Origin of the sequence: Xanthobacter sp. (genome assembly GCF_041911315.1) — a bacterium.
In the GTDB taxonomy this organism is placed as follows: Bacteria; Pseudomonadota; Alphaproteobacteria; order Rhizobiales; family Xanthobacteraceae; genus Xanthobacter; species Xanthobacter aminoxidans.
Map to the genome: position 1 here is coordinate 1 of NZ_JAYRPE010000051.1, position 18,929 is coordinate 18,929.

Sequence of the window (18,929 nt, forward strand, 5' to 3'; positions counted from 1 at the left end):
CCACCGGCACGCCCGCCTCCTGCTCGCGCAGGATCCCGATAATCTGTTCTTCCGTGAACCTTGATCGTTTCATTCGTCCGTCCCTTTCCTGGGGCGGACTCTAGTTATTTCTGGAGGAGTTTCAGGGGGGCACGTCACCGCCGAAGCTTCACGGACAGGTAGGCTCGAAAGCCACTCCACCGCTGCAGTATGCTCGATGATAGTGCGCCGGCCGAACTTGCGGGCCTTCAATCGACCCGCTGCGATCTCCTTGAACACATTGTCCCGGCAAACTCCGAGCAACCGTGCCAATTCATCCGGGCCGTAACCGAGGCGCTGAGGCTGGAGGGGGGTACTCTCTCGCATCGCTCGCTCCATGCAGACGAACATCTGTGTTCGTCGATAGAGAGAGACTGAGCCGGCAGAAGTCCTGCGTCGCCCGAAACAAAGGGGCGCGATCAAGTACCTTTTCGCCGGGCATTGCGCGATGTGGATTTCTCGATCCCCTCGGGCGTCAGGATAGCCAACCCCAACGGCGCACAGCATAGCTCAACAAACTTTGGCTGACCGCGAGCCGGTTTGACGCCGTCATGAGCTGCCACGAAGATGCCGGCGAAGTAGGATCGAACGTTCGCGGCAGAGCTTTCCGGGCGGCCGCGCATATCTTTTGACTCCGGCGGAGATTCGAGCGCAGCCCGATTATCAATCTGGAATCGATGAAGGGCGGCTCCAAGGTCGCCCACATCAAATCCACCGGGCCCACATTTCTCTATGAGATATTGCCTCGCCTTAAGCGACAATCCGGAGATCGCTGTATTCAGCCGGCGAGTAGCGTCTCGAAGCTGTTCAATCTCGTTCTGAGGGGACGCCTTTTTGGGTAGCATTCGGCGCGCCCTTTGCGCCGATATAAATAATCTCGCTCGATACACAACATCTTGAGCAACATTAGCCCGATTATGAAGAGGAATAGACGATACAATATCCTTCATCTGCAGAATATCGTAGGGCCAAGGAAATCGCTCAAAAAATGAATCCGGACGCAAAAGATGGTCGATTGCGTAGGCTGGGATAGCCTCGACCGGAAGCCCGTCGAACGGTGCGAACCAATCGTCGTCGCGACCAGCACCAACGCTTGTCCTCTCTTCATCATTGCGCATAGCAGATCCCGCCAAGGCGGGCTCGCTGTCCACGGCCCCGACGAGGCGGCGCCGCTCCCAGGACGAGCGCGGCTTCAACGGCTTTCCACGCGGCATCCCTCAGCCCGCCTTCTCATGCGCTAACTGATCGAGCCGGTCTGCCCACCACTGCATCATCCGGACGCGCTCCTCCCAGTGCTCGCCGCGCGCATAGGCTTTTCGAACAGCGTTGCCGTCGAGATGCGCAAGCTGGCGCTCGATGGCGTCCGCGTGCCACAGGCCGCTCTCGTTCAGCAACGTGGACGCGGTGGCCCTAAAGCCGTGAGGGGTGACTTCGTCGTTCGCATAACCCAGCCGTCGTAGGGCGGCGTTCATCGTGTTTTCGCTGATTGGGCGGAGCACGGTGCGGATCGAAGGGAAGGCCAGCCTTCCCCGTCCTGTGATCTGGTGCAGCCGGTTTAGGATCGATACTGCCTGTCGGGGCAGGGGGCTCCGGTGCGGACGTCGCATCTTCATGCGCGCCGCCGGAATGGTCCATTCGGCCTTTTCGAGGTCGAACTCACTCCATTCCGCCATCCTGAGCTCGCCAGGCCTCGGAAAGAGGATTGGCATGAGCTCCAGCGCAGCTCTTGTCGTGGGTTGCCCGTCGAAGCCCGCAATGGCCCGAAGCAGTGCTCCAAAGGCTTTCGGGTCGGTCACTGCCGGACGATGCACGACCGTCGGGGTGACGAGAGACCCCTTCAAGGCGAGGGTTGGATCTCGATCCGTCCGAGCTGTCGCAGCCGCATATCGGAAGACGCGTCCAATGGTTGATCGGAGTCGACCGGCACTTTCATGTCGGCCCCGTGCCTCCATCTTTTTCAACACCGAGAGCACCTCCGCCGCGGTGATCTCCGAGATTGGGCGATGTCCAAGTTCCTCCCTAGCGAACCCCAACAGCCAGGCGACCTTGTCCAGCGTTCTGGCGGACCGATTTTCCTGAGCCAGCTTTTCCAGAAGCTCGTCGGCGATGAGATTGAACGTGTTCGCTGCCGCCGTCTGCCGCGCAGCTTTCTCCGCCTTTGCCTTCGCGGCTGGATCGACGCCTGCCGCCAAAGCCGACTTTGCCGCGTCCCGTGCTTTTCGGGCGTCGGCGAGCGCCGAGCGCGAGCTGCTTTTGTTTGCCATCGAATCGATCCGCCAAGCGCCAAAGGCGGCCGCCGGCGGGCGTCGCGAGCCGGTGGAAGCCGCCTCCGCCAGACGGTTTTACGGGGCACGGTTGGGGCTTGGCGGAACAAACGACGCCATCGGAACGCGCCAGATTGTTGGCATCCGGATTTGTCGGCACCTGACGATGCCAGCAGGTGCCCAAAGGCGGCCTCCGACGAGCGGGGCTTTCAGTCCGTTGATTTTGTTTGAGTTATCGGCGTCAATCGACGTGGGTCGACCGGGAAATGGTGCCGGGTGAGGGGATCGAACCCCCGACCTTCGGTTTACAAAACCGCTGCACTACCGCTGTGCTAACCCGGCTCCGGCCCCATGCTCTACCAGCGCGCCAAGGGCTGAACAAGCCGGGGGGCTGGGGGAAATGAAAACGGCCCCGCCTTGGGCGGGGCCGTTCGATTGCGGGGAGACGCGCGGTGGGGCCGCGCGCAACCTCAGTGCCAGTGATCGATGTTGCGATCCTTGGTCTCGGGCACGAACAGAAGACCGATGACGAAGGTCATCAGCGCGATCACGATCGGGTACCAGAGGCCGTAGTAGATGTCGCCGGTGGCGGCCACCATGGCGAAGGCGGTGGCCGGCAGCAGGCCGCCGAACCAGCCGTTGCCGATATGGTAGGGCAGCGACATGGAGGTGTAGCGGATGCGGGCCGGGAACAGCTCGACCAGAGCTGCCGCGATCGGGCCGTACACCATGGTCACGAACAGCACGAGGATGAACAGCAGCCCGATCACCGCCGCCACCTGCGGGCGGAAGATGTCGAACGGATGCGCCATCTTCACGACGTCCTTGTTGGTCGCCGCCGACGGGTAGCCCGCCGTCTGGAGCGCCGCGAGGGCCGTCTTGTTGAAGTCGGGGCTGTAGGGCACGACCGTGTCGTTGACCTTCAGCTGCACCGGGGAACCGGCGGGGCCGGCCTCGGTCGAGTACTTCACCGAGGACTTCGCAAGGAAGTCGCGGGCGAGGTCGCAGGGCTGGGTGTAGATGCGGGTGCCCACCGGGTTGAACAGGCTTCCGCAGTTCGCCGGATCGGACACAACCGTGACCCGGATGTTCTGGATCGCCTTCTCCAGCGCCGGGTTGGCGTAGGTGGTGATCATGTTGAACAGCGGGAAATAGCTCGCCGCGGCGATCAGGCAGCCGGCGAGGATGATCGGCTTGCGGCCGATCTTGTCGGACAGCCAGCCGAAGAACACGAAGAACATCGTGCCGAACACCAGCGACCACGCGATGAGCAGGTTGGAGGTGTAGCCATCGACCTTGAGGATCGATTGCAGGAAGAACAGGGCATAGAACTGGCCCGTGTACCAGACCACGCCCTGGCCGGCGACGAGGCCGAACAGCGCGATCAGGACCACCTTGAGGTTGCCCCACTTGCCGAAGGCCTCCGAGAGCGGTGCCTTCGAGGTGGTGCCCTCCTCCTTCATCTTCTGGAAGGTCGGTGATTCGGAGAGCTGGAGACGAATCCAGACCGAGACGCCGAGCAGCGCGATGGAGACGAGGAACGGCACGCGCCAGCCCCAGGCCGCGAAATTCTGCTCGCCCACGATGGTGCGGGTGAACAGGATCACGATCAGCGACAGGAACAGGCCGAGGGTCGCCGTGGTCTGGATCCACGAGGTGTAGAAGCCGCGGCGGCCGTGCGGGGCGTGCTCCGCCACGTAGGTCGCGGCGCCGCCATACTCACCGCCGAGGGCGAGGCCCTGCAGCAGGCGTAGGCCGATCAGGATGATCGGGGCGGCGATGCCGATGGAGGCGGCATTGGGCAGGATGCCGACGATGAAGGTCGACAGGCCCATGATGAGGATGGTGACGAGGAAGGTGTATTTGCGGCCGACGAGATCGCCGATGCGCCCGAACACGATGGCGCCGAAGGGGCGCACCAGGAAGCCGGCGGCGAAGGCCAGCAGGGCGAAGATGTCGCGCGTGGCCGGCGGATAGGCGGAGAAGAACTGCGCGCCGATGATGGCTGCCAGCGAGCCATATAGATAGAAATCATACCACTCGAAGACGGTGCCCAGGGACGAGGCGAAGATGACCTTCTTCTCCTCCCGGCTCATGGGGCGAGGCTTGGCTGCCGCCCCCGCTGTGGTCACGCTCATGGAACCTATCCCTCCCATCGCTTCGGGTTCCGCCGCCGGCGGATGTCGGACCCAACAGGTCCTGCGAGAGAGGGTCTTTTCGGCGCAAGCCCACAGCGCCGTGCGCACGCGGGAGTGCGACGGATCTCAGGGCGTTCCTCCGGTAGACCCTCTGGGTTCCGCGTCATTGTTGGCGCACGGATATCCCGCAGGGCTGGACGCGCACGGCGCGTCGAGCGGTATCATGGCGAAGGTGTGGCAGCCTTACGATTGGTCATTGGTCTTAGGTGCAGGGCGAAAAATGCATGCGCCGCAGCATGGTGGCCTGCCTTCTGGCGGGCCTGCCCCGCTTCAGCCCTTCTTCAGCGCGCGGCGGGCGATGCCGAGGGCCAAGGCGGCGGCATTGGAGACGTTGAGGCTCTTGATGGCGCCGGGCAGATCGATGCGGGCCAGTACGTCGCACGTCTCGCGGGTGAGTTGGCGCAGGCCCTTGCCCTCGGCGCCCAGCACCAGGGCGAGGGGCGCGCGCAACCGGGTGTCCTCGATGTCCGCCGGCCCCTCGCTGTCGAGGCCGACCACCAGCATGCCGTTGTCCTTCAGCTCGGTCAGCGCCCGCGACAGATTCTGCACGAGGCAGAAGGGCACATGCTCCAGTCCGCCCGAAGCGCTCTTTGCGAGCACGCCCGTAGCCGCCGGGCTGTGACGGGCGGTGGTGACGATGGCGCTCACCCCGAACGCCGCCGCCGAGCGCACGATGGCGCCGACATTGTGTGGGTCAGTGATCTGGTCGAGCACGAGGACAAGCTCGCTCTGCGCGAGATCCTTGAGCGGGGGCGACCGCAGGTGGTCGACCTCCGCCAGGAGGCCCTGATGCACCGCATCCGGCCCCAGCAGCTTGTCGATGTCGCCGGGGCGCACCAGCTCGGGCGTAACCGGCGGGACAAGTCCCTCCTCGGCGAGGCGGTTGATCGCGTTTTCCGTCGCCATCAGCTTGCGGAACCGCCGCTTGGGATTGCCGATGGCCTCGGCGACCGTGTGCCAGCCATAGAGCAGCGCGACATCGCCCGCGCCGGCCCACGGCGGCGGCTTGCCGCCGCCCTTGCCTTTGCGCGGGGGAAACGGCGCGCCGGATGGGCGCGGGCCGCCACGGCCGGCGAAGGGCGGGCGGGCGCCGGGGCGGCGCGGTTCGCGGGGCGGACGATCAGACATGACGTGGCTTTGTCAGACACCGCCGCCGCGCGCAAGGGGCGGCGCGGCCCGGACAGGCGTTTCGGTGCCGGTTGCGGCGGCACGGCCGGCCCGGCCGTCCACAGGGGCGGGGATCGAGGCGCATGGGCGGGCGATTTCCGGTTGACTTCGGCACGGTGTTTTCACATAAACCCGGCCTCGGATGGCGATTTGAGTTCACGCTCTGCGTCACCTTCGGCCGCTGGCGCTTTCCTGCATCACCAGTCCGGCTCGAAGCCTTCCTGCTTTGGCATGAAGGTCCGCGATGACGGGCGTCGTTATGGAGGGGTGCCCGAGTGGTTAAAGGGGACGGACTGTAAATCCGTTGGCTCTGCCTACGTTGGTTCAAATCCAACCCCCTCCACCACCCGTCGTCGCAATGCGCTCTCGCGAGCGCGGGGCCGGTGTCCGCCGGCCCGCGGAAGCAGGAGGGAACCGGCCTGTCCGGTCGCCCGCCACCTCTTCCGCCCTTTGAACCGGCATGCTAAGCCAGCCGGCATGCGGGTGTAGCTCAATGGTAGAGCAGCAGCCTTCCAAGCTGAATACGAGGGTTCGATTCCCTTCACCCGCTCCAGCTTCAATTTTCTCCTGAAAATCATTAAAAATCAAAGACTTGGGTCGTGGGTTCGTTTTCTTTCGGGGAAGCGTTCGGGGACGAATTCGGGGAATTTACATCTCTTCGCCGTGTGAATATCTGGGGACGGTGTCTCATCAAAATGACACTTGAAGGCGTCAGTTGCGATTATCGCAACAGGCGGCTTGTGCGGCAGGTACGCCGCGCGCATATTTCGTCCAACCCTTCGACGTGTCGGATTCCAACCTTGTAAAGTTGGCGGGGCACATTCTGAAGGTTCGTATGAGTGAAAGAAAAAGGGCGCCAACTTTCGTCGGCGCCCTGAAGGTGGGCAAGGTTAGGTCAGGACGCCAATCTCGATCCTAGCTCTGCCTTCACTACAGCGGACTGCTTGCCGTCAGCGACGGGGCAGTCCGCGACAGTGTTCGCACACGATTTCCTCCTTGTCGAAGCGGACGCGGCGATAGCGGCGAACGCGGACAGGCTTTGGAAAGTTGCACTTCGAAATCATCGTAAGGTCCTTCGCAACTTCACCTCGGGGAACCCGAGGTCTCCGGACTGACGCCGAAGTTCGTGTCGGGGTAGCGACGCCGGAAGTAGTTGATCAGGAACAACGATCACCTCGCACGCCCATTAAAATGAGAGTCTGCCCTTTACGTCAAACGCCCATTTGCCCCCATTTGGGGGCGCTGGATGGTGGACCCTACTATATATCGTGGTGGCCAAAACCCCATCAAATGCTTAACAAGCCTTGCGGCGCCTAGGTTTCCCCGGATTCGAGATCTACGGCGGATTAAATTATTTTTGCCGCATGACCGGCGAGGCTCATTAGCGCCATGCCCGTCATCCACAGATCGGGGAACGTTTGGGGAACGGCTATTCCCCAGCCGCGAAGCGTCCGGCCTCTGCCATGTCGCAGGGAATCACCTTCTGAACACGCCGGCTCCCGCATTCGCCGCAGCGTAGGCGCAGGGAGCTAATGGCGGTCATGTTGCCTCGGAGAAAGCGCCGGCTGGCGAGCTGGTGGCCGGAAATGAGCGTGCGATGGCCGCAGTCCTCGCACGCGGCGCACAGCGGGACATTCAACATAATCAGGGTGTGAATGTTCGGACTCTCGATCATAGGCGAGAATGAGAACAAAAAGTGAACAAATTTAAGCTGAAAAAGGCGGCACCTCACCCGGTGTCGCCTTCATGATCGGTCAGTCCAATCGAAGTATTAGGCCAGCACCCAAGCCACCTTGTCGCCCGTGGCGCACGGGATCATCACGGCCTCGCCGGATCGAATCAGGATGCGAGGATTAACCGCAGCGTTCGGCGTCGGGCCGATGGCGGCAAAGATATCAGCAGCGGGCTGGATCATGAAGCAGTCGGCCGTGGTGTCGAGCGTCGCCGCCTTGGTTTCGCCCCCCGGAACGAAAGCGGCCGTCAGGGGCGTTCGGAGCCCCTGACGGCCTGGAACCTCGCTCGCTGCACGGCGGCCCGGAGCCGACATCGCACACCCCACCGAGGTCGAGGTTCCAATCCTTCAAACGGTCGTCAGGCGACCGTTCACTGCACCGCGTTGATGGCGAGGCCTTCCACGTAGGTGAACTTCGCGTTGACGCCCTGCTGCAGCGTCTGAAGGTCGCTGAGAACCTTGCCGTTGGCGGCCTTCAGGGTGCGCAGGTAGCCATCCGGGCCGGGGAAGCTCACGGTGCCAGCGGCGGGATCGGTGCCGACGACGGGGGCGACGATCGTCACCTCGCGCAGGCCGAAGCCCTCGGGCAGGCCGGGCAGGCCGTCGTTCACCACGACTTCGTTCAGGACTTCCGCGGGCTCGTTCTTGGCGGGCTTGGCAATGGCGGTGACCGCGCCGGGCAGCTTGCGGATCAGCAGGCTCTGGCCGTTGCGGAAGGCGGTGAGGTCGCCGACCAGCGGCGGGGCGATGACGGCCCAGCGCTTGCCGGCCGGGGTCTCCAGCACGACACGGCGGGTCGCCGGATCGGCAGAGACGAAGCGGACCTTGTAGGTGAGGACGGTGGCGCTGCCGACGCCCGGCAGGGTCACGACCTCGACCGCCTCGGGCTTCGGCACGGCGGGTGCCTGGGCCGCGGCCGGCAGGGCGGCGGCGAGGCTGGCGGCGGCGAGGCTGCCGGCAGCGATGGCCAGCTTCAGCGTGCGAAAGGTCATGTCATTTTCCTTGTGGTGGACCCGGCACCAGGCCGGGAGTTCGGGAACAGTCAATGAACGCCCTGTACGCAGGCGGCCGGTGAGGTCGCCTGCGTCCGGAGGGCGGATCGTTTCTTTGCGAGGGGCGCTGGAGCCAGCGCCCAGGTGTCAGGACGCCTTGACTTCAGGGATCGTCCAGGTGCCGTCGAGGATCGAAGGCTTCTTGGGGTTCGGCCAGTACATGCGCAGCATGAGGATGAACTCGCCCGCCGGTGCCGGCAGCCAGTTCGACTCCTTGTCCGCTCCCGGCGAGTCGTGCTGGACGTAGAGGTCGATCGAGCCGTCGGCGTTGGCCTTCAGGTTCTGCCGGGCGCTGATCGAGTAGCGGTTGATGGGATTGGCGACGAAGAAATACTTGTCGTCATACATGGTGAGGGACCAGAAGCCCTTCACCGGAGGCAGCTGCCCCTTGGGGAAGTGCATCACATACTTGTTCGCGCCGTTGTACTTGCGCGCGAAGACGCCGCTGCCGGACTTCAGCGAGATGGGATAGATCGCGTCCTCGGGGCGGTTGGCACCGAGCCCGACGGCGGTGATCAGCGCGCGCTGCATGTAGTCGGTGCCGTAGAGGCCGGTCTTGGTGCTGTAGCGCCAGCCGTTGACGTTCTTGAAGTCTCCGCTGGTGACCATGTGCAGCATGACACGGTCGACGCTGATCTTCTTCACCCGGTCGAGCACTTCGGGATTGGCGGCCTTGGCGTCGAAATCCTTGCCGGGCACGATGCCGATCTCGGCGAGCTTCGGCAGGATGGGCGCGTCGGCGGGAACGGGCGGGTTGGTCTTCATCAGCTCCGCCAGAAGCTTGAAGTACTCGACGCCGCTCAGGGCGTTCACCTGCTCGCGCACCGCCGTCTTCATGTCGACGGACGGGTCCACCTTGCCGGCGGGCGGGGTGTAGTCCTTGCCATAGGCGCTGAGGGGATAGACCTTGCAGGCATCCTGCAGCGCATGGACGGCGGCGTAATCCTCCGGCGTGCCGGTGCAGTAGATGCGGCCGAGCAGCCAGACGAGCGCGGTCGGCGACTTGTACTGGACGACGCCCGCCGGGAGCGTGCCCTTCCAGCCGGGGCCGGTGATGGCATAGGTCTGCGCGCCGGTGCCCGTGGTGCGGGTGCCGGGAACCTGGAACACGTTGGTCCAGCCGTCCAGCATGGGGAAGAGGTAATAGCGCCCCTTCATGTCGGGGATGCTGACGATCCACGGCTCCTTGGCCACGTCGAGCCACGTCATCGTGTAGAGCGTGTCCGCGTTGGGCGCGGTCACGTCGCGGAAGCTCGCATCGGGATAGGTGCGCAGGCGCGCGAATTGCCCCATGGGCGCATGGCTGCCCTCGGGGGCGGCCACATTGGTCATCACCCGGCGCGTGAACTCCATGGTCACGAGCGGGTAGCCGTAGATATAGGCATCCGACGCGGCGCGCAGATCTTCCGCGTCCGTCACCATTTCGCCGATGAAGCCTTCCGCCTGCGCAGAGCCAAGCGCTGAGCTTGCACCCAGAAGGCCGAGACCGGCCGTAACTGTGCGCCTGGAAACTTTCATTGCGTATCCCCCAATCGATAAAGAGCAACTTGCGTTGCATCTAGCCGCCCTGCGGCGCGGCGGGACGTTATCTCAAGCCCAAGCGCCGCGTTTTGCTTTGCGCGCCATCGCACAGGGGGCGGGGAAATATGTTGATACCTGCCGATACGTCGGGTGGTAGGTTAGTAATCTCAGTCCGTTCGGAAGCCATTTCTTAAAACAGGATTTATTCAACGCCTGCGCCGATTTCGTCGATCTTCGCGGGTCAAGGGAGGGCTGCGCATTTTTCCCCGCCGAAAATTGGCTTCAACTTCTCGTCAAGCTCCGGCGCACCCTCCAGATCTCGGTATGAGCGGTATTCGAGGACGCTTCATCACTTCTTGCCGGGAGCGGGACTCGCCAAAGACGGGCCGGCGGCCTGCATCACCGCCTCCGTGTCGCCCAGCCAGACCTGATCCTCGGCCTTCAGCGCCTCCAGCACCCGCCGCAGGGCGGCCGCACCCGCCGGCGTGCCGACGACGAAGGGGTGGATGCCGATGGCGACCACCGTCGCCGGCCGCGCCGGATCGGCTTTCGCCTCGCGGGCCAGCTCGCGCACGTAGTCGATCCAGAGGCGGGCGAGGTCGTCGGCTTCCTTGAAGCGGGAGAGATACTGGCCCATGTCCACCACGCTCGGCGGGTAGGGCACCAGCACCAGCGGCGCCGGCTTGGTGTCGAGGCGTGCCAGCACGTCGGAATCCATCCCGTCGAGGGTGTAGCGGATGCCTTCGGCGGCGGTGGCCTCGAACGTCTGTGCATCGGGATAGACGCTCGGGCTCGACCAGCCGGTGGAGCGCACGCCGGTGTCTGCCTCGATCATGTCCAGCGTCTTGCGGATATAGGCCCGCTGCGCCGCCGGTCCCTCCGACAGGGGCAGGAGGTCGGTGGAATTGTTCAGCCCGTGGGCGATGATCGGCGCGGACGGAACGAGCGCCCGCAGCGTCGCCCAGACCTGCGGCTGCGCCTTGGGGAACTGGGCATTCAGCGCGAGGCTGAGGGGAATGCCCATCTCCTTGAACAGCCGGCCGGTGCGGGGCAAGCCGAAATTGATGGCGTATTGCCGGAACCCCTCGTCCACCAGATCGGGCGTGCGGCCGGTCATGTCGGGGCGGAAGTTCGGCCCCTGTCCGTGGCCCCACGTCTCCACGTAAAGGATGAACAGCACGGCGACCTTCTTGCCGCCCGGCCATGCGGCGACGGGAATGTCCTGCCGCGGCAGGCCGGTGATCCAGTCGGTGCCAGCGCCCTCTGCCGCCGGAGCGCCCCCGGGGGTGAGCGCCGCGACGGCGGCGAGGAGAAGGGCGAAGATCGGTGCGCGCATGTCCCACCTGCCTGTGCATGGTCCCGGGCACGGATGTGCCGCGCCCGGGGCGTCGTTCAATGGAGATCGTCGAGGGAGGCGGCGCCCGATCCGCCGGAGATCAGCGCCGGCCACTGCTTCGAGCCGAACGGCACCTGCGGCGGCAGGAACGGCTCCTGTCCGCGCGCCTTCATCTCCGCGATGATGGCCTTGCGGGCATCGCCGCCCATCAGCTCGTAGTCCATCAGCCGATCGTTGTTGAAGAACAGGCCGCCCACCGAGCGGTCGGAGATGATGCGCACCACGGCGGTGAGCATGTCCTCCGGCGTGGTGGTGAAGGAGACGGTCTCGATCAGGAACAGGCGGTCGTTGATGGCCTTCTCACCGAAATACTGGGCGAGCACGCTGAACAGCACGTTGTTCTGGCGGGCCACATAGATGGTGTTGCTGGCGCCGAAGGCCTGATCGAAGCTGCCGCCGAGGTCCTTCTTCCAGCCGTCCAGCACGCCCATCCAGTGCTTGACCTGCGTCTGGGCCGCCCAGGCGATGGCGTTGCGCAGGACCGGCGCCTGCTTCTTCGCATAGGCCTGCACCGCATCGAGGGTGACGACGCCCTTGGCGAGGCTGTCCTCCATGAAGGCGATGTTGTTCTCCAGGATGGCGCGGGAATTCGCCCGCCACGCATCGGGCATCTCCGCCGCGCCGATGGTCTCCAGCGCGCTCTTCATCTCGCTCAGATAGGCCCGCATGGGCGCGACCCAGGAGGTGTCGGCCGGCGTGTCAAGATACGGCAGCACGACCTCGGAAATGGCCATGGCGCTGTGGCCGAGCGACTTCATCACCTGATAGGCCTTGGGCACCGAGGGCGCCTCCAGCGGCGGCTGGCCCGGCCGGTAGAGGATCATGCGGCCACCGGCGCCCGAGAACAGCGCGAGGATGACCGGATGGCTGGCGAGGATGTTGCGGCGAAACGCGGTGCCGGCATTGTCGTACAGCGCGAACATGGTGGTGTTGAGCTGGAGGACGTTGCGGGTGGCGAGATCCTGCGCGGAAAGCGGCTGCGGCGGCCCGGAGATGGGCTTGAGATAGGCGGGTGGCTCGGCCGCGAGGGCGCCGGGCAGCGGCGTTGCGGCGAGCGCCGCCGCCACGGCCAATCCGACGGAACGGTATTTCATCGTTTCCTCCTCCATATGTCATTTTGCGCGGGTCGCTGGGGGCAGATCATTTGGGGCAGGCGGCGCCGCTCTCGACCCACGCCTTGACCAGGGCTTTCGCCTCCTGTTGCGAGCCCGGCGCGGGCGTCCGCGCGCCGCCCGGATGCCAGGCCCAGCCGACCAGCGTGTCGTCGCCGATATGGGTGATGAGATCGGCCAGCGATCGTCCGCCGTTGCGGCTCTGGTCCTTGATCTGGATGCAGATTTCGGCCGGGCTCTTGCCTTCCCAGGCCATCTCGGCGGGCGCGAGATGCCATTCGGGATGACCGGGGACACCGGCCGGAGCGTAATTCTCGCCGTGATGGCAGGTGCCGCACCTGAGGCTCGCGGTGCCGAACCCGTCCGCGCCGCGCGTCACCGGCGGCTGGTGCAGACGTGCGGAATCCCCCTGTCGGGGCCGATCCGTGGCGGGGTGGCAATTGGTGCAGCGCGGGTGGGTGAGCGCCTTGCTCAGCTCGCTGAAATAGGCCGCCGACCGCTGTGCCGTATCGGCGATGGCGGCGAAGGCGTCCGGCGGCGCAAGAGTACCTGCGGGCGCCGAAAGCGTACCTGCGGGCGCCGAAAGCGCGATCCCGGCTGCCGCCAGCAGCCCGGCGAGGGCCGCCGCAGGCAGGGTTATTGCGAGGCGCCTGTCGAACAGCATCGAAGCCCCTCAGGTCAGGAAGCGTTTGGGGTCGGCGAGCACGACATCGCGCACCGCCTGATGATATTTGACGTAGCCGGAGCAGCGGCACAGATGGCCGTCGAGGGCCTCGGCGATGGTGCGCTCCAGATCGGCCCGGGGAATGGGCGAGCGTTCCAGCCGCTCCAGCAACACCTGCCCCTCGTTGAGGAAGCCGGGGGTGCAATAGCCGCACTGGAAGGCGAAATGGGCGACGAAGCTCTTCTGCAGCGGCGTCAGCTCGCCGTTCTTCGCGTGGCCTTCGACGGTGCGGATGGCGAGCGTGTTGAAATCGGTGGCGGACGCGATGCAGGTGGGCGTGGTGGAACTGGTTCCGTCCGCATGATCCACGATGACCGCGCAACTGAGGCACTGGGCGGCGCCGCAGCCGAACTTGGTGCCGGTCATGCCCAGCACTTCCCGCAGGAAGTCGTTCATGCTCAGGCCCTCGCGGACCTCGATGGGACCGTGGCTGCGACCGTTGATGGTGAGTAAGACCGGAGGCAAGCGGCTTCTCCCTTCACAGCACCCGCCGGACATCGTCCGGCGTGACGGGCAAGGCACGGAAACGATGGCCGGTGGCATCGTGGATGGCGTTGAGAATGGCGGGCACCACCGGGATCATGACCACCTCGGCCATGCCCTTGGGCGGTTCGTTCGGGGCGACGCGTGGCAAGACTTCCACCTCCAGCGCGTGGAGGGGCAGATCGGAGCCGCGGGCGACCACATAGTCGCCGAGGTTCCAGCGGCCATTGCCGGGCCCGTCCTCGAACGGCGGCAGGGTTTCGAGCAAAGCGTAGCCAAGGCCCATGGCGAAGCCGCCTTGCGCCTGGCCGACCACCACCTCGGGGGTTAGCACCTCGCCGCATTCCAGCACGCTGTAGGCCTGCGAGACCCGCACGGCGCCGCTCGCCTTCTCGATCTCGACCTTGACCAGCGTGCCGCAGCTCGATGTGAAGGAGGTGCCGATCCGGTTGTAGCTCGCCGGCGGGAAGGCGATGAAGCTGCGGTCCAGCACCTTGAACGCGCCGCCGCCGCGTCGCACCGCCAGCGCATCGAGGTCCACGACCCATTCGAACCCGTCCAGCGGAAAAGCCGCCTGTGCCCATGCCCAGCGCGAGAAGGCGTGGGCCATGGCGCCGGTGAGGCCGCCCATCTCGTGCGCGCGGGCGGCCACCTTTTCCTGCTGCAGCGGCGGCAGGCCGGAGAGGATGAGCGCGCCGTCGAACCAGAACGCCTCCTGCCACAGGAAGCGGCGCGGATCGTCCTGCGCGATGCCCCACAGGCTGAGCGCCGCCGGCCACAGACCGAAGCGAAAAATGAGCCGCGCCGCCTCGGCCGCCGCCTGGGTACCCACATGGGCGCCGATGGAGGCGCTGGTGGCCGAGCTGATCGCCGGTACCCAGCGCGGATTGCGGGCGGCTTCGTCCTGCTCTGCCTGGGTTAGGGTGTAGGGGTCGCCTGAGGTCACGAGCCCGAGTTCATCGAACGCATCGATGCGGGCGACGGAGACCGCATCCGCCCGCCGTCCGAGCAAGCCCGCCACGCGGTTCGCCACCGCCGTGCCGATGCCGTTGCCCATCTCGACCGCGTCGCAAAAGATGCGGATGTGCCCCTGGGGATCGATCTCCACCCGGCCGAGGGAGCAGTCCGCACCGGTGCCGTAGTCCTTGGCGCAGACGGCGACGCCGGTGCCGACCAGCGTCCCGGCCGGAGCGGCCTTGCGGGCCGCGTCGCGTCCCCGCCACAGGGCATGGCCTTCCAGCTTGTCGAGGATTTCCGGCGTGCGGATCGAGACGGTCCAGGGATTGCCGGTCATGGTGAGCTCGCCGGCCTTCAGCAGGTTGCGCCGCCTTAGGGTGATCGGGTCCATCGACAGCGCCTGCGCTGCCTCGTCCACCAGCGTCTCCAGGGCCGTGGTGGTCTGGAGCACGCCGTAGCCGCGCATGGACCCGGCCGTGACGCCGCGGGTGTGTTCGGCGAGGGTGGTCACGTCCACCTTCGGAATGTCGTAGATGCCGATGGCTGATGTGGCGGACACTGCGGCGACGCTGGCCGAGTAATTGGCGAGGCCGCCACCGTCGAGGACGTGGTCGGCCGCAAAGGCCCGCATCCGTCCGGTGGCGCGCTCGAAGGCCACCTGCGTGTGCATGTCGAAGGCATGGCGCTTGATGCCGCCCTGGAACTGCTGAAACCGGTCGTGGGCGAGGCGGATGGGGCGGCCCGGCAGGAACATGGCGGCCAAAGCCACGTAGAACGGGAACGGGGTATGGTCGCGCCCGCCGAAGCCGCCGCCCAGATGGGCGAAATGGCTCTCGATCCGCTCGGGGCGGAACCCCGCCGCAGCCGCTCCCAGAAGCTGGGCCAGTTCCTCGCTCGCCTCGAGCGGCGATTGCACGCCGAGCACCATCCGCAGGGCCTTGGCCTGCGGGTCGTACCAGGCGAGGCCGCCCTCCGGTTCCAGGAACATGGGGTCCACGGACTGGGTGCGGAACCGGTGGTCGAGGACCAGCATGTCCGGCGCGCCGGCGGCGATGAAGGCGCGGATGGCCTCGCCGTGGATGGCGCCCTTCTTGTACTGGCCACCTTCCGAGGTGGGCAGCGGCTGCCAGACGGGCCGGCCGCCGGGCTCGAAGACGCCGGGGCTGATCCAGCCCTCGATCAGCGGCGAATAGACATCCGGGGTGCCGGGCGCATCCCCGGCGACGCGGGTGAAGCGGAGGGCGGCGTAGTTCGGCTCCGCCACGGGGCCGGTCTCGGCGCCGAACCGGGCGAGGTCCTTCTCGCGCAGGATCCCCCGCGCCCGGTCATAGGCATCGAACGTCTCGAACAGCAGAAGCGCCAGCGGCTGGCCAAGATAGAGCGGCGTCTTGCCCGCCGGGCAGAGCAGGTCGCCGGCATAGAAGGGCGGCACGCGGACCCCGGCGCGCTCCAGATCCTGCGCCGTCACCACCTGCGTCGGACGGGCGCCGGCGTCCAGCGCGGAGAGATCGAGCCCGGTAAAGATGTGGGTGGCGTCGGCGGCGCGCAGGAGCAGGGCGTGGGCGGTCGTTGCCGGCCATCCCTCCATGTCCGCCGCGCGGAAATCCGATGCGTAGAGCTTCGCGCCCGTCACCTTGGCCAAGGCATCGATGCGCCCGGCCGTGGCGCCGGGGAGGCGGAACGCGGCCGGGCCGGGGAGCGTCTGGCTCGCGTCGAACCCGGCGGCCCGCGCCGCGCCGACGCGGCTCATGGCAAGCATGATCCCGCTGGCAGCAACCCACGTCACGAAATCACGCCGCGAGGGACGCATGTTTTTTCTTCCCCGGACCAAGTAAAAATCAGGGTATCAGTAATTTATAAATGCCGATACGTCGCGTCATTTTCGGAAATTCGAGGCGTGCGGTGCGATAAAATTTAAATCAGGCGTTTAAATTTAATCTGGACGTGCAAGTGCGCATGCGCCCTGCGGGGCATATCCTGCCGCGTGAAGCTGTCCGTGCTTCACAGATGCTGTCCGCCGACGCTGCAGCTTACCTTGCATACCAAACGCGCCGGAACTCTTCCTATTCCCTCATTTGAGGGAGGGGGCCGGGACTACGGTGATCAGCCCGCCTCCTGGACGGTCGACCGGCGGTCGCCACCGTCGCCCATCTGGAACCGCCGCAGCAGGGTGGCGTGGGAGCGGACGCCGAAGTGGCGATAGACCGCCCGCTGGTATTGAGCGACCGTGTATTCGGAGAGGTTGAGGTTGACGGCGATTTCCTTGCGCGTGCGCCCGTCGAGCAGAAGGTTCAGCACCAGCCGCAGCCGGGGGGAGAGGCGGGGCACGCTGGCGCCGCGGTCGCTCGGCCAGCCCTGCTCGTGCAGCCAGGGCAGTTCGCTGAGCAGGATATGGGCGATGCGCGCTTCCCGGTCGGAAAACGGGGCCGCGTCCCGGCGCCGGAAGAGCGAGATGGTGCTCACGGCGCGCTCGTCGATGGGCCGGAGCGAGAAGATAAAGGGCCCGATATCCGCGTCGGCGAGGTGACTGCCGACTCCCGAGGCGACGAAGGTGGCTTCATCCACGATCTGCTGCCGTGTCCGGGTGACGTGGGCGTTGCACGCGCGCATCTCGCCCAGCAGCTTCGCCGAGGTCCAGGCCATGTCGGGATGGGCGGCGGCGAGCAGGAGGCGCCCATAGCGCGCCTCGTCGAAACCGCCATGGGCCACGCCGAGATAAACCGGCTGCTCGCCCGGCTCCGCCAGGCAGCCGAGGCTCCAGGTCCAGGAATCGGCGCCGACCAGCGTCGAGATGCCATTGATGAGCTGCCGCTTCACGCAAGAAAAGTCCGCGCGCGAGACGATAACGTCGCCCAGCAGCCTCACGATGTCGCGCACGTCGCAGGCGGACAGGAGGTCGTCCGGCGCGCAGTCAAGAGGAGAGCAGGCAAGAGGAGGGCTGGAAAGAGGGGACATGTCAGGGCTCATGTCGCACCCGTGCTGGCTGTGGTGCCCCTGCATTTCCTTGAGGTCAGCAAAGACCGTCGCACTGTGACGGTTCGCGGACGCTGGGGCAAGGCGCCAGCCGTGGGAGCGATTCCCTAGCGCTCGTCGATACCTCCATATTGCGCGTTCGGCCGGCTCGACTATGGTCCCGGCACAGCTTCGGGGAGACGTGCGTGCGGGTAGCTCGACGTGGGGCCGTCGGTTTCGCGGCCGGGATGATTCTGGCGGCTTCAACCGTGCCGCCGCTCGCTGCCGCGCCGGTTGATACGCTTGCGCCCGGCACGCTCTCGGTCTGCATGTTCGCCACCTTCCCGCCCTTCGTCGGCAAGTCTGATGCCGGCCTCTGGGAGGGGTGGGACGTGGACTATCTCAAGGCCTTCGCCGCGTCGCAGGGGCTGCGGTTTCAGCCGGTGGAGGTGGCGGATTTCGACGGGCTGTGGACACGTCCCGGCGCCGACGCCTGCGACATCGCCGCCTCGGGTATCGCCGACCTCGCCACGCGCCGGCAGGCGACCGGCGCGGCGGGGGTGTGGTCCGATCATTATTATTTCGTGCTGCGTGCCTTCGGCGTGCGCAAGGCCGATGCCGGGAAGCTGGCGCGTGCGGCCGACCTTGAGGGCAGGACCATCATGGTCATCGCCGGCTCGACGGCGGATGTGGACGCCCGCAGCCGCGTTGCACAGGCCCGGATCGCCGGCGTGACCATCATCGGTACCTCGGACGATGTGGAAAATGCCCGGCGGGTCCGCGACGCCGCGGAGGGAGAAGGCCCGTTCGCCTTCGGCTCGGGGCTCGGCACCGTCCAGTACCTGTCGCAGAAGATGGGCCTCGTCCCGGTCTGGCCGCATTGCATGATGACACCGGACGGAAACGTGCGGAACGAGCCGTTCTCCTTCATCGTCCGTGCGAAATCGACGGGCGTTGCGGACGCGCTGAACGCCTTCATCGCCGCGACACCCTATGGCGCCGGCCGTGGCTCTGAGGCTTGTCCCGGGGACGGCGGATAGGGGGAGGGGGCCGCGTCGCGGCCTTGCCGGACCGGCCTTCGCGCGTGCGCGCGGGGCGGACGGTTTTGCGCGCGATTGTCCCGCCTCTTGCATCCGCTTCTGAAACCCCCTATCCCACGGCGGATTTTTTGGCGGCCCGCGCGGGGCGCTGACCGAGAGTGAGAGAGACGAAATGGCCAAAGAGAAGTTCAACCGCTCGAAGCCGCACTGCAACATCGGCACGATCGGTCACGTTGATCACGGCAAGACGTCGCTGACGGCAGCGATCACGAAGATCCTTGCGGAGTCTGGCGGCGCGACGTTCACGGCGTAC

15 protein-coding genes and 3 tRNA genes are annotated in these 18,929 nt (G+C 65.9%); 4 read left to right on the forward strand and 14 right to left on the reverse strand.

All coding sequences use genetic code 11. The annotated features are described in order from the left end of the window. Positions 1-437: 437 nt before the first annotated feature. The 5 genes from ACE3QW_RS14790 to rlmB all read right to left on the reverse strand — a co-directional run bounded on the left by ACE3QW_RS14790 (position 438) and on the right by rlmB (position 5,608). A complete protein-coding gene (locus ACE3QW_RS14790) occupies positions 438-1,136 on the reverse strand; it encodes a hypothetical protein (RefSeq protein WP_374252153.1) in 699 nt (232 codons plus the stop codon). 99 nt (positions 1,137-1,235) lie between these two features. Next, positions 1,236-2,282 (reverse strand): tyrosine-type recombinase/integrase, encoded by a 1,047-nt coding sequence (locus ACE3QW_RS14795; RefSeq protein ID WP_374252155.1) that lies wholly within the window; start codon positions 2,280-2,282, stop codon positions 1,236-1,238. Between the two features lie 267 nt (positions 2,283-2,549). Continuing rightward, positions 2,550-2,624, reverse strand: a tRNA-Thr gene (locus ACE3QW_RS14800). 128 nt (positions 2,625-2,752) lie between these two features. Continuing rightward, positions 2,753-4,420 carry an MFS transporter gene (locus ACE3QW_RS14805; protein ID WP_029557775.1) on the reverse strand — a complete coding sequence of 556 codons (1,668 nt, stop codon included), beginning with the start codon at positions 4,418-4,420 and terminating at the stop codon, positions 2,753-2,755. 330 nt (positions 4,421-4,750) lie between these two features. Continuing rightward, the gene (gene rlmB, locus ACE3QW_RS14810; RefSeq protein WP_374252157.1) at positions 4,751-5,608 is read right to left on the reverse strand and encodes a 23S rRNA (guanosine(2251)-2'-O)-methyltransferase RlmB; all 858 of its coding nucleotides are present in this window, start codon (positions 5,606-5,608) and stop codon (positions 4,751-4,753) included. Between the two features lie 300 nt (positions 5,609-5,908). Between rlmB and ACE3QW_RS14815 the strand changes: the two genes are divergently transcribed. Next, positions 5,909-5,993 (forward strand) — tRNA-Tyr (locus ACE3QW_RS14815). Positions 5,994-6,126: 133 nt separating this feature from the next. After that, positions 6,127-6,200: transfer RNA gene (locus ACE3QW_RS14820), tRNA-Gly, on the forward strand. 1,218 nt (positions 6,201-7,418) lie between these two features. Here ACE3QW_RS14820 and ACE3QW_RS14825 read toward each other — a convergent pair. The 9 genes from ACE3QW_RS14825 to ACE3QW_RS14865 form a co-directional block, all read right to left on the reverse strand. Next, positions 7,419-7,694 (reverse strand): hypothetical protein, encoded by a 276-nt coding sequence (locus ACE3QW_RS14825; protein ID WP_374252159.1) that lies wholly within the window; start codon positions 7,692-7,694, stop codon positions 7,419-7,421. 56 nt (positions 7,695-7,750) lie between these two features. Continuing rightward, a complete protein-coding gene (locus ACE3QW_RS14830; RefSeq protein WP_374252161.1) occupies positions 7,751-8,371 on the reverse strand; it encodes a hypothetical protein in 621 nt (206 codons plus the stop codon). Positions 8,372-8,518: 147 nt separating this feature from the next. Further along, entirely contained in the window at positions 8,519-9,949 is a 1,431-nt protein-coding gene (locus ACE3QW_RS14835) for a DUF1254 domain-containing protein (protein ID WP_029557778.1), read from the reverse strand. A gap of 352 nt (positions 9,950-10,301) precedes the next feature. Further along, positions 10,302-11,288 (reverse strand): polysaccharide deacetylase, encoded by a 987-nt coding sequence (locus ACE3QW_RS14840; RefSeq protein WP_374252163.1) that lies wholly within the window; start codon positions 11,286-11,288, stop codon positions 10,302-10,304. A gap of 56 nt (positions 11,289-11,344) precedes the next feature. Then, positions 11,345-12,442, reverse strand: coding sequence for a hypothetical protein (locus ACE3QW_RS14845; protein ID WP_374252165.1), 1,098 nt, complete (start codon positions 12,440-12,442; stop codon positions 11,345-11,347). A gap of 46 nt (positions 12,443-12,488) precedes the next feature. After that, entirely contained in the window at positions 12,489-13,124 is a 636-nt protein-coding gene (locus ACE3QW_RS14850; protein ID WP_374252167.1) for an Isoquinoline 1-oxidoreductase subunit, read from the reverse strand. A gap of 9 nt (positions 13,125-13,133) precedes the next feature. After that, a complete protein-coding gene (locus tag ACE3QW_RS14855; protein WP_374252169.1) occupies positions 13,134-13,649 on the reverse strand; it encodes a (2Fe-2S)-binding protein in 516 nt (171 codons plus the stop codon). A gap of 13 nt (positions 13,650-13,662) precedes the next feature. Beyond that, on the reverse strand, positions 13,663-16,434 hold the full coding sequence (locus ACE3QW_RS14860; RefSeq protein ID WP_374252171.1) for a xanthine dehydrogenase family protein molybdopterin-binding subunit: 2,772 nt from the start codon (positions 16,432-16,434) through the stop codon (positions 13,663-13,665). Positions 16,435-16,727: 293 nt separating this feature from the next. Then, positions 16,728-17,579, reverse strand: coding sequence for a helix-turn-helix transcriptional regulator (locus tag ACE3QW_RS14865; RefSeq protein ID WP_374252173.1), 852 nt, complete (start codon positions 17,577-17,579; stop codon positions 16,728-16,730). A 266-nt stretch (positions 17,580-17,845) separates the two neighbouring features. Here ACE3QW_RS14865 and ACE3QW_RS14870 point away from each other — a divergent pair, with 266 nt between their 5' ends. Continuing rightward, complete coding sequence (locus ACE3QW_RS14870; RefSeq protein ID WP_374252174.1) at positions 17,846-18,616, forward strand: substrate-binding periplasmic protein; 771 nt, start codon at positions 17,846-17,848, stop codon at positions 18,614-18,616. Between the two features lie 172 nt (positions 18,617-18,788). Then, positions 18,789-18,929, forward strand: a 141-nt coding sequence (locus ACE3QW_RS14875) for a GTP-binding protein (RefSeq protein WP_374252176.1), incomplete at its 3' end; no start/stop codon positions are given.